This is a genomic window from Limnochordia bacterium, assembly GCA_023230925.1.
Classification (GTDB): Bacteria; Bacillota; Limnochordia; order DUMW01; family DUMW01; genus JALNWK01.
In genome coordinates this window covers 1-13142 of the sequence record JALNWK010000006.1, presented here as the reverse complement: position 1 = coordinate 13142, position 13142 = coordinate 1, and the positions used below count along the sequence as shown (strand labels likewise).

16 protein-coding genes are annotated in these 13142 nt (G+C 49.7%); 2 read left to right on the top strand and 14 right to left on the bottom strand.

The window, feature by feature from the left end; genetic code table 11:
* Positions 1-63 precede the first annotated feature (63 nt).
* The 14 genes from purE to M0Q40_01860 all read right to left on the bottom strand — a co-directional run bounded on the left by purE (position 64) and on the right by M0Q40_01860 (position 10389).
* Positions 64-579, bottom strand: coding sequence for a 5-(carboxyamino)imidazole ribonucleotide mutase (gene purE, locus M0Q40_01925; protein MCK9221380.1), 516 nt, complete (start codon positions 577-579; stop codon positions 64-66).
* A 30-nt stretch (positions 580-609) separates the two neighbouring features.
* On the bottom strand, positions 610-1479 hold the full coding sequence (locus M0Q40_01920; GenBank protein ID MCK9221379.1) for an ATP-dependent Clp protease proteolytic subunit: 870 nt from the start codon (positions 1477-1479) through the stop codon (positions 610-612).
* 12 nt (positions 1480-1491) lie between these two features.
* On the bottom strand, positions 1492-1779 hold the full coding sequence (locus tag M0Q40_01915; GenBank protein MCK9221378.1) for a TMEM165/GDT1 family protein: 288 nt from the start codon (positions 1777-1779) through the stop codon (positions 1492-1494).
* A 4-nt stretch (positions 1780-1783) separates the two neighbouring features.
* Positions 1784-2707, bottom strand: coding sequence for a dihydroorotate dehydrogenase (locus M0Q40_01910; GenBank protein ID MCK9221377.1), 924 nt, complete (start codon positions 2705-2707; stop codon positions 1784-1786).
* A 47-nt stretch (positions 2708-2754) separates the two neighbouring features.
* Positions 2755-3564 carry a dihydroorotate dehydrogenase electron transfer subunit gene (locus M0Q40_01905; GenBank protein ID MCK9221376.1) on the bottom strand — a complete coding sequence of 270 codons (810 nt, stop codon included), beginning with the start codon at positions 3562-3564 and terminating at the stop codon, positions 2755-2757.
* 15 nt (positions 3565-3579) lie between these two features.
* A complete protein-coding gene (gene pyrF / locus M0Q40_01900) occupies positions 3580-4515 on the bottom strand; it encodes an orotidine-5'-phosphate decarboxylase (GenBank protein ID MCK9221375.1) in 936 nt (311 codons plus the stop codon).
* Positions 4508-5803, bottom strand: coding sequence for a dihydroorotase (locus M0Q40_01895; protein ID MCK9221374.1), 1296 nt, complete (start codon positions 5801-5803; stop codon positions 4508-4510). The genes pyrF and M0Q40_01895 overlap by 8 nt, the downstream gene beginning before the upstream one ends.
* Complete coding sequence (locus tag M0Q40_01890; GenBank protein ID MCK9221373.1) at positions 5787-6728, bottom strand: aspartate carbamoyltransferase catalytic subunit; 942 nt, start codon at positions 6726-6728, stop codon at positions 5787-5789. The genes M0Q40_01895 and M0Q40_01890 overlap by 17 nt, the downstream gene beginning before the upstream one ends.
* A gap of 13 nt (positions 6729-6741) precedes the next feature.
* Positions 6742-7284: a bifunctional pyr operon transcriptional regulator/uracil phosphoribosyltransferase PyrR gene (gene pyrR, locus M0Q40_01885; GenBank protein MCK9221372.1), complete on the bottom strand. Its 543-nt coding sequence runs from the start codon at positions 7282-7284 to the stop codon at positions 6742-6744.
* Positions 7278-8228, bottom strand: a complete 951-nt coding sequence (locus tag M0Q40_01880) for an RluA family pseudouridine synthase (protein MCK9221371.1) — start codon at positions 8226-8228, stop codon at positions 7278-7280. The genes pyrR and M0Q40_01880 overlap by 7 nt, the downstream gene beginning before the upstream one ends.
* A gap of 19 nt (positions 8229-8247) precedes the next feature.
* Positions 8248-8700 carry a signal peptidase II gene (gene lspA, locus M0Q40_01875; protein MCK9221370.1) on the bottom strand — a complete coding sequence of 151 codons (453 nt, stop codon included), beginning with the start codon at positions 8698-8700 and terminating at the stop codon, positions 8248-8250.
* Between the two features lie 100 nt (positions 8701-8800).
* The gene (locus M0Q40_01870) at positions 8801-9418 is read right to left on the bottom strand and encodes a TraR/DksA C4-type zinc finger protein (GenBank protein ID MCK9221369.1); all 618 of its coding nucleotides are present in this window, start codon (positions 9416-9418) and stop codon (positions 8801-8803) included.
* Between the two features lie 17 nt (positions 9419-9435).
* Entirely contained in the window at positions 9436-9744 is a 309-nt protein-coding gene (locus M0Q40_01865) for a DUF5665 domain-containing protein (protein MCK9221368.1), read from the bottom strand.
* A gap of 435 nt (positions 9745-10179) precedes the next feature.
* Positions 10180-10389, bottom strand: coding sequence for a hypothetical protein (locus tag M0Q40_01860; protein MCK9221367.1), 210 nt, complete (start codon positions 10387-10389; stop codon positions 10180-10182).
* A gap of 483 nt (positions 10390-10872) precedes the next feature.
* Here M0Q40_01860 and M0Q40_01855 point away from each other — a divergent pair, with 483 nt between their 5' ends.
* A complete protein-coding gene (locus tag M0Q40_01855; protein ID MCK9221366.1) occupies positions 10873-11157 on the top strand; it encodes a type II toxin-antitoxin system Phd/YefM family antitoxin in 285 nt (94 codons plus the stop codon).
* Positions 11141-11458 (top strand): type II toxin-antitoxin system RelE/ParE family toxin, encoded by a 318-nt coding sequence (locus M0Q40_01850; GenBank protein ID MCK9221365.1) that lies wholly within the window; start codon positions 11141-11143, stop codon positions 11456-11458. Before M0Q40_01855 ends, M0Q40_01850 begins: the two co-directional genes overlap by 17 nt.
* Positions 11459-13142: the final 1684 nt, after the last annotated feature.

The following is a 13142-nucleotide window of genomic DNA, read 5'->3' as shown; positions in this document are numbered from 1 at the left end:
CTCAACGAGACTTTAGGACAGTCATTCCACAAATCAGGAAAGATTCCCTGCTACAAGAACCCTTTACTCGGTGTAGGCACGCCAACCCCGCTCTTGCAGTTTCTGATCCTTGGCCCTGACCTCATCGGCTAGCCCCCGCTTAAACCTCTTTACCGTCGCCGCCATGACATCATCAGCGGTACCAAGAATCTGACAAGCTAAGATCGCCGCGTTCTTTGCCCCGTTAATGGCAACGCACGCCACGGGAATGCCGGTGGGCATCTGTACGATGGAATACAACGCATCAGTCCCCGCCAGGGTACTGCTTAGGATTGGCACACCAATCACTGGTAGATGGGTATAGGCTGCAAGGACCCCCGCCAAATGGGCGGCTTTACCCGCTCCAGCGATGATTAGCTTCAAACCACGTTCTGCAGCAGTCCTGGCATACTCCAAGGCCAAATCCGGGGTGCGATGGGCAGAGATAATCCGCATTTCATAGCCTACCCCTACCTCATCTAGAAAAGATGCGGCATCAGCCATCACAGGCAGATCCGAGTCGGATCCCATTACAATCCCTACTAAAACTTCCTTTGTCATCCTACTCCCTCCAACGTTCACCCAAGTATATTACTTATACCAGACTCTTAAACTATCCGAGTTACCCTCAGCGGACTCCGATTCTCCCCCCCGGTAGGGGACAGGGATGTACTCAACCGAAGATCTTCTTTGCGCTGGCTGAGGATATAGATCCATCAGCTCATAGATACGACGGGGCAGCCCACAGATGACATTCAGGCCCAGTTCCTGCAGCTTCTGGCAGGACAACGTATAATCATGGGTCCAGTGTCCTTGACTAAGCAAGGCCGCTAGCTCTTTAGCCTTACCTTCATCGAGTTTATCCTTGAGGATATCAAACACCGTTTGCTCTACTTGGGATAGGGCCTTCTTCGCCACGTCAATGAGAATCAGTGTCTCATCGTCAATCCTGTTGACGTCCTTCTGCTCCAATACCTTAACCACAGATGCTGCCGGGTAACTCCCTATTTGTGGATCAACGGGACCAAGGACTGCGTTCTCATCCACCACAATTTCATCGGCAGCAAGGGCGATTAACACTCCCCCTGACATGGCGTAATGGGGAATAAACACCGTTACTTTCCCCGGGTGACGCTTGATGGCATTGGCAATTTGCTCCGAGGCCAACACTAAACCGCCCGGTGTATGTAGTATTAAATCAATGGGCATATTGGCCGGGGTAAAACGAATCGCCCGCAGAATCTGCTCCGAGTCCTCTATATCAATAAACCGTCGGAGGGCAAATCCCAGAAAGCTCATAGACTCCTGACGATGAATTAGAGTAATTAGGCGACTTCCCCGCTCCTTTTCGATGGACCGATGCAGCGTAAGCCGAGCCCTCTCCAGCCGGCGCTGCTTGAACATCGGTAAAAATGCAGAGACGACAATGATAATCCAAAAGATCTGGAATACGATCCCCACTGTAAGTCCCCCTTATGCGAACATGTCCCGGGCGGCACCCAAGAGGATACCGACTCCCAAAACCACAAACAAGATACCTGCCGCCAATTGAATATACGCTGCAGGAATGTATCTGACAATCGTCTGCCCAATGAATGTGCTAATTAGAGTTACCGTCAAAAGTCCTAGGGAAGCACCGGCGAATACGAGCCAGGGCGATTTGTATTGGGCGGCAAGGGTAAATACCGCTAGTTGTGTTTTGTCCCCTAACTCTGCTAGGAAAAGCGTGCCAAAAGCAAGAAAAAATACCTTTAGATTCACTTTGCTAACCCCCTTCTTGATGTGCTGCACCAATTAGCACTCGTATATTATCTATGCCGTGATCTTGCAAGTATTTCTCCAAACCCGCAATAATCTTCGGCATAGTGAAGGGATCTACGAAATTCGCCGTACCAACGGCAACAGCACTGGCCCCGGCCAAAATCATCTCCAGAGCTGCTTCGGTACTGTCAATGCCTCCCATACCAATAATCGGGATCGAGAGCTCTTTATACACCTCATAGACCATCCTTACTGCAATAGGTCGAACCGCCGGACCGGAAAGTCCCCCCATGGTATTACCCAGCACTGGACGGCGGTACTTAAGATCAATTTGCATCCCTAAGAGGGTATTGATCAAAGAGACGGCATCGGCACCGGCTTCCTCCACCGCTCGGGCAATCTCTTTCACACTGGTTACATTGGGCGATAGTTTCACAATAACCGGCAGCTTAGTGGATCTACGCACAAGCTCTGTCACTTCAGCTGCCATACTGGCACTGGTGCCAAAGGCCATACCCCCGGCCTTCACGTTGGGGCAGGAAATGTTAACTTCAATTCCCGCAACCCCAGCTGCATCGCTGAGCATCTCGGCCAACTGACCATACTCCCTTGCGGTATTGCCCGAGATATTAACAACCACCGGTACATCCCATTCTCTAAGAAAGGGAAGGTCTTCTTCAATAAAGGAGGTCACACCCGCATTTTGCAGTCCGATAGCATTGAGCATCCCACTGGGGGTTTCGGTGATCCGCCTCGGCCGATTACCTTCCTTTGGTTCTAAGGTTACCCCATTGACCACAATTGCCCCCAAAAGATCCAGTGGGAAGTATTGGCCATATTCCCGCCCACTACCAAAGGTACCCGATGCTGGCATTACCGGATTAATCAAGGATAGCGCGCCGATCTGAATAGACAAATCAGGTTTCATGCAATCAAACGGATGCCCCCTTAAGGATGCATCCGTTCATCCCTCCTTCAACGCTGTTTTCCCAGTAAGTGATCAAAGTCTATCTCGGCCGCATTAAATACAGGACCGTCCACACATACCCGTACATAGCCCTTTTGACCTTTGACTTTACAGGCACAGGCAAGGCACGCACCTACCCCACATCCCATTCGTTCTTCCATGGAGACTTGGCAAGGCAGGTCCCTCGCAAATCGTGCCACCGCGGCCAACATGCCCACAGGACCACAGGCGTAAACGCCATCTAGACCCGGTAGGGCTTCGACTAACCCCTGCGTGGGGAATCCTTGAACACCGAGGGAACCATCTTCCGTGAATACCTCTACAGCACAGCCAATTTCACTAAAGGGACCTACATCGATGCAATCGGCTTGGCTTCGAAAGCCAAAGAATGCCCGCACCCGGTGACCGGCCTGGATCAACCGACGGGCCAACAAAAATAATGGGGCCAAACCGATTCCGCCTCCCACAAGGGCCAGTTCGCATCCCCCTGTGGTGGGGAGTTCGAAACCTCTACCGATGGGTCCAAGGAAATCAATGAGTTCCCCAGGAGATAGCATACTTAAAGCCTTGGTTCCCCTTCCCACCACCCGAAACAGGATCTTTAGGGTCTTTTGTTCCTCGTCTATATCGTAGATGCTAATTGGACGCCGTAGCAGGGGATCACTCGATACAGGTACTTGGTGCCCTGCCCGTGGCAATACATGGATAAACTGCCCCGGTTCTGCATCTTTAAGATCTCTACTTTCAATCGTAAACAGATGGCAGTCTTCAGCCACTTTGTAATTTTCCACAAGCAGTCCTGAGTATTCCCTTTGCATCAGTTCATCCCCCACTTAACCCACAACCCGTAGTAAGTCATCCCGCATAGTTTTTGCTGCCTGGCGGGCCGCATCAGCAAAGTTGCGCTCCCCATATTCAGCATAGGCAGGCTTCGTATAAGCAAAAATGATATCCCGGGCTGAGTTTACCACAGCACCTTTCCCGTTCTCATCAAAACAGGGCAATACCTCCAAAGCACCGGCCCCCTGGGCTCCATATCCAGGCACCAAAAAGATGCAATGGGGCAATAACTCTCGTAGTCTCTTTGCATCATCAGGATAGGTAGCCCCAACCACTACACCAATAAAACTGTAACCGCATTGGCCCATTTCTTCCCCGACCACCCATTCTGCCACCTTTGCTGCCACCGCCTCATAGGCCTTTCCTTTGGCACAGGTGAGATCCTGAAAGTCACTGGCAGAGGGGTTCGAGGTTCTAAGCAGAACAAATAGGCCGTTACCATGTTCTTTGGCAACATTAATAAAGGGGCGTACTCCATCTACCCCAAGATAAGCGTTAACCGTTAATGCGTCCATAGACCATACTTGGGTCTTCTGTTCAAAGATGTCTACCTTCCCGAGGTAGGCATTGGCATAGGCCTCTGCTGTGGAACCAATATCGTTTCTCTTTCCATCACCAATTACCAGAAGTCCGAGCTTTCCCGCCTCCAAGACTAACTCCTGCAAGGCGAGCATCCCCCAGGGACCGAACTGTTCAAAAAAGGCAAACTGGGGTTTAATAGCCACAGCATACTCAGCCACAGCTTCCATAATCCCCAAGCCGAACTGGAACAAGACCTCCTTGATCGCTTCCGGTCCTTGACCAAACTGTTTGGTTGCCTCCTGCTTAAGATACTCAGGAATCAAGTGCCAGCGGGGATCCAGTCCCACCACCACATGGCTTTGCTTTTCCGTAATCTTCTGATCTAGACGATCTGAGAAACTAATCACCCACAACACCATCCCGCATAATTATCTGTCCATGATAGATCAAAGCCTTGGGCCAGCCCTTTAGTCTCTTGTCGGCAAAGGGGGTATTACAGCTTTTGCTGTAGAATTCATCGGGCTTTACGGTCTTCTCCAGGTTAGGATCAATCAGTGTGATGTTGGCAATCCTACCCGGCGCAATGGAAAAGGGCTCCAAGCCTAAAATACTGGCCGGTTTCGTCGAGAGGGCTTCAACCGCCCGCAGCGGCGCCAAATGTCCCCGACCCACCAGTTCAGACATCACCACCGGTACCGTTGTCTCCAGACCAATCAGGCCGAAGGGTGCATGAATGTACTCCTGCTCCTTCTCCTCTCTGGTATGGGGTGCGTGGTCCGATGCAATACAATCAATAGTCCCATCGGCCAGTCCCCGACGTACAGCCTGTACATCCTCAATAGATCGTAAGGGCGGATTGACCTTGGTGTTAGTATCAAAGGTACTGACCGCCTCGTCGGTCAAGGTCAAATGATGGGGGGTCACCTCTCCAGTAACTCTGATTCCGCGCGCCTTCCCCCAGCGGAGTAAGTCCACAGAGCCTGCGGTGCTCACATGGGCAATATGTAATCGTGCGCCGATCTTCTCTGCCAAAAGCAAGTCCCGGGCAATGATGGCTTCCTCCGCAACGGGACTAATGGGTGGTAAACCCAATACCGTAGACCAATACCCCTCGTGCATCACTCCACCATCGGCTAGTTTCGCATCCTCCGCATGACAGATCAAGGGCACATCTAGCATTTTGGCATATTCCAGCGCCTGGCGCATCAAGAAACCATCGTTAACACAATGTCCATCATCGGAGAAGGCCCGAACACCGGCTTTAGCCATCTCCGTAAGCTCTGCTAGTTCCTCACCTTGGAGTCCCTTGCTAATAGCACCAATCGGGTATACATCAACCACGGCGTCTTGTTGAATAACCTGCTGCAAAAACCCTAAGACGGTCTCCCCGTCAAGAACTGGGTGAGTGTTAGGCATACAGGCAACAGCAGCAAACCCACCCGCCGCTGCGGCCAAGGTACCGGTTCTTACGGTCTCCTTATCCTCTCGCCCGGGCTGACGCAGATGCACATGGATATCCACAAGCCCCGGTGCCGCCCAAAGACCATGAGCATCATATACCTCCATCCCGGGTATTTCCTCAATCCTAGGTGCAATCTGCACAATCTGTTGATCCTCAATGTAAATGTCTAGCAAAACCCGATCCAGATTTGTAATCGGGTCAATGACCAAGGCGTTTTTAATCAACAGGCTCATCTATTCTACCTCCCGCCAAAAGCAAATACAAAAGGGCCATACGTACCGCTACACCATTGGTAACCTGCTCGGTAATCACTGCCCGGGGGTCGTCTGCCACAACAGGACTCAGTTCTACCCCCAGATTAGTTGGTCCGGGATGCAAAATCAAGCAATCATCACGCAAGAAATCTAGACGTTCCCGGTGTAGGCCAAAGGTACTGACATAATCCCGTATAGACGGAAAGGCCACCCGATGATGCCGCTCCTTTTGTACCCGGAGCAGGTTAACTACATCCATACTAGGCAAGAACTTGTCCAAATCATAGACGACCTTAACACCTAGTTTTCCAATATCCGCAGGGATCAGGGTGGGCGGACCAGCTATAAAAACATCAGCACCCAGCTTAGACAACCCCCAAATATTTGATCGGGCCACCCGACTATGTAAAATGTCCCCGATGATTAGAACCCGCAGGCCTTCAATCTGCTTCTTGTGTTCCTGAATCGTAAATAGGTCCAGTAGGGCTTGGGTAGGATGTTCGTGCCAGCCATCTCCGGCATTGATCACACTAACATCCACCTCCCGGGCCAAAAAAGTGGAAGAACCCGCCGCATAATGGCGCAAAATGATCACGTCTGTTCCTAGGGCACATAGCGTTTTCGCTGTGTCAAGAAGGCTTTCTCCCTTTTGCACACTACTTTGGGCCACGGCCACGTTAATCACATCGGCACTCATGGCCTTTGCCGCCATCTCAAAGGAATTCCGAGTCCGGGTGCTAGGTTCATAGAACAGATTGGCGACCACCTTTCCTCGGAGGGCTGGTGTTTTCTTGACAGCCCTGGTTAGAATCTGTTTGCAAGGTTTGGCTGTTTCTAAGATTAACTGGATCTCCTCCGGTGTCAAAGGTTGTAACCCGAGCAGATCCTTACCGCGTAATCCCACACCAACCCCTCCTTCAGCATCTTTCCATCAAGTTTACCGCATCTTGACCATCGATCTCGGCTAAGCAGACCTTCACAACCTCATTTTTAGCAGTCGGTACTTCTTTTCCTACAAAGTCAGCACTAATCGGTAGCTCCCGGTGGCCCCGATCAACAAGCACGGCCAATTGGATTGCCCGAGGCCGACCTAAATCAATTAGAGCATCAAGGGCTGAGCGCACGGTTCTACCGGTGAACAGCACATCATCCACCAATACTACAACTTTACCATTAATATCGAAGGGCACATCGGTGGTGCGAATAACTGGCTGGGCCGATGCTAGGGAAAGATCATCACGGTAAAGGTTAATGTCTAGGATCCCGAAGGGAACCTCTCTTTCCTCCACAGCTTCCAGCTTTTGCACTAAACGCTTCGCTAAGGGCACGCCCCGAGTGCGAATCCCTATCACCACAAGATTCTCCACCCCACCGCTTCGCTCTAGGATCTGATGGGTAATGCGATCTAAGACCCGATCCATTTCCCTCTCATCTAAGACTTGTCTCTTAAATCTTAACATCCTTGCTCCTCCTTTGACCTTGGCCCGCGCAAAATCCCCATCACACCCTTAAGATCCTCGGGTAAGGGAGCATTAAACCGCAGCAGTTTTCCCGTACAGGGATGGGTAAACTCAAGTTCAGCTGCATGGAGCGCCTGCCTTTGCAGGCCCAAATTAAACACCCCTCCACCGTACTTTGTATCCCCCACGATGGGATGGTTGATGAAGGCCAGGTGCACGCGGATTTGGTGGGTCCGTCCGGTGATGATCTGCGCATCTATCCGGGTAAAATGACAGAATCGTTCTTTAACGTAATAGTATGTAATCGCGTTTCGTCCCCCGGCATACCTTACTGCCATCTTCCTGCGATCAAGGAAGTGTCGTCCAATGGGTGCTTCGATCTTCCCTTGATCTAAACTGACCTGTCCTTGCACCAATGCCCAATACACACGGCGTACTGTGCGCAACTTCATCTGCTCCGCCAGGCCCATATGGGCCCTATCGTTCTTGGCCACAATCAAGAGTCCCGAGGTGTCTTTATCCAGACGATGTACGATCCCTGGGCGTTTTATACCACCTATTTGCGATAGCTCTTGGCAGTGGGCCAACAAAGCATTTACTAAAGTCCCCGTCTCATTACCCGGAGCTGGGTGTACCACCATCCCTGCTGGTTTGTTAACTAGCAACAAATCCTCATCTTCATAGATAATATCCAATGGGATATCTTGGGGCTCTAACTCCACCACCCGGGCCCGGGGAATGTACACTTCCACCTGGTCCCCGTAACTCGTTCGGTAACTCGGTTTGCAAACTGCGCCGTTGACTAACACTTTGCCTTCATCGATCAGCCGCCGTGCCACGGAACGAGACGGAATTTGGGGGTGCCTGGTCAAAAAAATATCCAGACGCTGTTTGTTGCTGTCTGAAGTAGAAACAATCATTACCGCAGGATCAAGATCGTGCAAATTACCGTCTCACCACCGTTCATTCTACAGTAGCCTTACTGCTAGGCTGCTTTAAGGTATATAGGAGTACAAGAATAACCCCGAGAACAATCGCCATGTCTGCGACATTGAAAATTGGCCAAATCCGGACATCAATGAAATCTACTACTTTGCCAATTCGCAGACGATCAATCACGTTTCCCAAAGCACCGCTGGCACAAAAAACAATCCCCCAGAGAAGACGCGGATCTTTAGGTCGGGCTCGGTATAGATACCAAAGGACGCCTGCAAGGACCACGAAGGTAATAATCACAAATAAAAAGGAGCCAGCGGGGAAAATACCAAAGGCTGCTCCTGGATTCTTCACATAGGTAAAATATAGTACCGGGTGGAGCACTTTGATGGACTGCCCCACATGCATCTTGGACTGCACCAAAAGCTTAGTCACCTGATCCAAAATGACTACCATTGCCCCAATAACCGCATATAGCATATCCCCTACCCCCGGCAAAGTAATTTCGGTGAAGATGCCCAAACAATGTTGGAATAGCCAGTACAGGCCTAAAATATTTTAGCACATATTCCTAGCTTATTCAATGCTGGGGCCTTCTGCTTAGTCCTTCGACTTCTTCCACTATACCTTGGAGTTCGTCAGCATCTACATAGGCCTGACTGACATCTACCGCTGGGGGTACATCCTGGGGCGAGTTGGCATTACCCCACCGGGCAAGCTCTTGCCAGGCGTCTTCTCCATCGTACCCAGTATAGTCTTGTCCATCCTTGAAACTTCTCCCGAAGGGAGGTTTTAGCACTTCCTCCTCTACAGGACGTCTGTCTCCATCGGGCAATCTCTCACTGCACCCATAACACAAGGTAGTATAGGGAATGGCCCGGAGCCGATCGGAATCAATCGGTTGACCGCAACCATCACAAACCCCATAGGAACCCTCTTCTATGGCCTCTAGGGCATCTTGCACCTTTCCGGCAAGCACGTTTAGGTTATCCTTTAGTCCTAAATCCTTACTCCGTTCAAACATTTCTGCTCCTAAATCCGAGGTATGTTGGTCGTAGGCAGAAAGCTCACCCACCGATTGGGTCATACTCTGTGTTAGCCCGGCTTGAATTCCCGCAATTCTGTTCTGCAGTTGGTGTTGGTAGGCAACCAATTGACTCTTTAGTTTCATCAATTCCTCATGAGATAGTTGATTCATGACAGATACCTCCTGTTTTACGGTGCTGTAGCTAGTCTTTCCATGACGATCTTAGTAAGCTGCGCAATATAATCTCCGATCACTGGTAGATTTAAGGAAGCAAGACGAGTAAGTAACAGGAGAAAAACCGCTCCCACTACCGTAAAGCCGACTGCAATTCCAAAACCCCGCACAACTCCCGCAACGAAGTTAAGATACATGATACGTCGTGGATTACGGTACAGTTCTATGTACTCAGCAACACTAGCCTTTTCCATGGATGTGGCCAATTTCTCCAGCCGACGGATCAGAGTTGAGATTAGCCCTTCATCAATGGTCTTGGACATGGCTTCCTCCTAGCAGGTTCCCAGTGGTCTATCCTTTAGCTTGCCCACGTCCCCGGCAACTTCTCCTATCCAAGTTCCGGAAAGTGCCCATGTCATGGCGCCAAATGACAAATCCTGTCCAGGGTGCGGCAGATTAGAGCGCTGCGTTCGCAACGCAGAGTTCGAGAGGTCGTTAGGATGCTTTTGATTGGAGAATCATGTAAGGAGCGACTTAGTAAGAAGAGGTGGAATTCCGCTCCACCGAGCACCGCACCAAACAAGAGTAAAGCATTGCCCTAATAACCATTGGACAGGCCCAATATCCGTAAAAACTAGTCGCCCTCAATGGTGTTGCACCAAAGGTTCTAGTACGTACCAGCTGGCCTGTAAATGATACAGTTTGGCGTACTTACCCTTTTAGTGGAAAAGCTCGGTACGCGTACCCTGTTCAGCGATCTAACCCTTAGTAAGCACCATGATCTGATCGGCAAGCCTTGCCGAATCGATTCTATGCGAGACAATCACGGTGGTCTTACCCTCACCTATATCCATGAACTTGCGGAAGATCTCAGCCTCCATAAGTGGGTCCAGTGAAACAGTGGGTTCATCCAGAACCGTAGTCGCCGCATCCCTCATAGACCACGAACAAGGGCCACCCTCTGCCACTGCCCAGGGGACAACTCGCTGTCACCAAACAGACGACCTAATGGCGTATCTAGACCATTAGGCCAGGTTTGCACTGACTCCGTGAGTTCCGCACCTTCCGGCAGCCAGCAAGAGCGTCCTCACTGGTCCGTAACGAGGACTTCCGACACTAACACATAATGCCTTTTCATCATATTTGGCCTTGGTTTCCTTGGATAAGGTATTGTAAATGCGTATTCCGGTCAATTCAGATACCTTGCTAGGCACAGGAGGTATACTAGTCTTATGGATTCATTTCAGTAGTAGTAGTCCGCAAGACTTTCCCCTGGATGATTTCAGAGTCCGTGGCGGTCAGTTCCCCCGTCCTTTGGAATAGCACATTAGAAAGGATTTACGGGTAAAAGTAATGACAAAGAGGGGTAGCTGTACAGTGGGGTACCGGTTGATATCATGGCATACAATGAGTATAATATAGTTAGAATACTACTATGAGGAGCTGATACCATGCAGATTAGACCATCCGCAAGCATCCGGCAGAACTATAATGAAATTGCGGCTTTATGTAAGTCATCTGGTGAACCGGTATATCTAACGAAGAACGGCGTGGGTGATCTTGTGGTTATGGATATAGAGGCGTTTAGCAGACGCGAGAAAATGCTAAGATTGAGGGAGGAGCTATTGGCCGTTGAGGAAGATCGTCTAGCGGGTCGTATGGGGAGTACACCGGACGAACTAGATGATTACCTAGGAAGCATTATTGCTGAGGTGGAACATGGAAAAACAACCTAAGTATAGGATACTTGTCTCGGACCGTGCCCGTCAGATGTTAGCAGCCCATGTTCGCTTTCTGGCACAAAAAAGTCCCAGAGCCGCCTATAAAACGAGAACTGACCTTATGAACGCCATTCGTTCCTTGTATACAATGCCAGATCGTTTTCCGTTTTTCGAGGCGGAGTTTATTCCTTCGAATAAGTACCACAAGATGTTTGTGGAGAAATGGTATCTAGTTCTATATCAGATCAGAGATCAGACTGTATACGTGGATTATGTCATTGATTGCAGACGGGACTATGGGTGGCTGGTGCGTTAGTTAAATCTGTTCATCGGTCCCATTCAGGTCAACTCTAAACGCGCACAAATCATCGGATCGTGGTTCTAGCAAACCCCAGTTCCCTCGCCAAAGACCTAATTGATTGGCCATATCGCTGGTATTGCTCTCGGACGAATTCCACTACCACTTCCGGTATAATACTGTAAGCACGAAGAAAGCTGGGTAAAGCGGAACACTTCTTTTTGCAAACACGACAATAGAACCGCGCGACAAGCACTCTTACCTTTTTCCCTCCGATAGCAGCGAAACGCTTGTACGTACCGTGCCTATACATAGGGATACCACAGCAGATGCACTTCTTGTTCCGTATCTGGCTGAATTTTTCATCCTCGTAGTACTTGACCTGGCCTTTTATATTTGGTATTTTCAAGATGTATCATCTCCCTTAGGGGAGTGGGGTCTTGTGGCGGAAAAAGATAGCGTAGCCAACGTCTTTTTGTCTTTTTCCGCGGTGCCCCATGCTCCGATTCCAATTTGCTAGTAATTCCGCACTCTATCTCGTTATTCCTTGTCCAGCAAACAAAAAAAGACCCGCGTCTAAACGACTTAGGTCTTACTCCGAGTATGGCATTTAATGTGCTTGAATCATGCAGTTTTTGTCTCAAATAATGTGGTGCCTAACATAAGTAGAGCGGTTAAAAACTCCTCAATTTCGCCGGGTTCCAAACCCCTAAACTTGTGATGTACCACTATCCTTTGCCGAAGTGGTTCGTGAACATGCTGCAGGTTGATTTGGTTTAGGATCAACGGCTGTCCGCACAAAAGAACCATGGCATAGTTTTAAGAGTCCATCTGGAAGTTGAAGAGCATCCGTAATTCATTCAAAATGGCCCCACCCAGAAACTGGCCCTCATCCAAAATAATGAATGGGGTCTGGCTTTTATGACATATGAGGTTAACGATATGGTCCCGGAGGCTATGAAACATGTTCACCTTCTTGTTCTTCGGCGCAAGACCAAGGCCGATACACAAGTTGCAATTGAAGTCCATCACCATCAGATCGGAGAAACAACAAGATAGACCACATGAAACAATTGCGCATTGATTTGGCTTGAGAAGGCACGAATACATGTCATTTGCCCACACCAGGCCGGCCGTAGCAAAAAGCGAAACCCTTAACTTTCTTAAAGTATTTCATCCGTGCTGTGAATTGCTTCAAATCGCTACCTGCCGAGTTGACGGGCTACTCGGCAGGTAGTTTTCACGCAGCCAATCGATTGCGTTTTAGAGGAATCAGATAATTGGAGCAACTTCCTGTTTCTTGGTTCGGATGACAGTGATGCACCTGAACCTGGGTTTACCATCCTAGAGCAAGATGCTCATGGAAGCATTCGCTTCAATATGTATCTGAACAACCCGACCGGTACGAGCACTAGGTTTGCTGTGATCGTGTTGCTTGATTACAGGTAAGTGTCGGCGTCGGGGGTTCCTGTGCTTGTACAAGTTCCGCCACATAGTAAAATTAAGGTTCCGGTCGTGTTTGATCCCGATGATATTCCTCGGGATTCCGTTAGTGAACTGATGGTACTCGCTGCATCCAACCGGGCGTATTTAGTTATTGGGGGGAGAAGAGTTGGTCATCAAATCTTCCGTTTACCCAATCCAAACGTAGGTGAAGTAGATGGTTGAACCCTTCCTCACTCCAGCGCATACCCACTCCTTT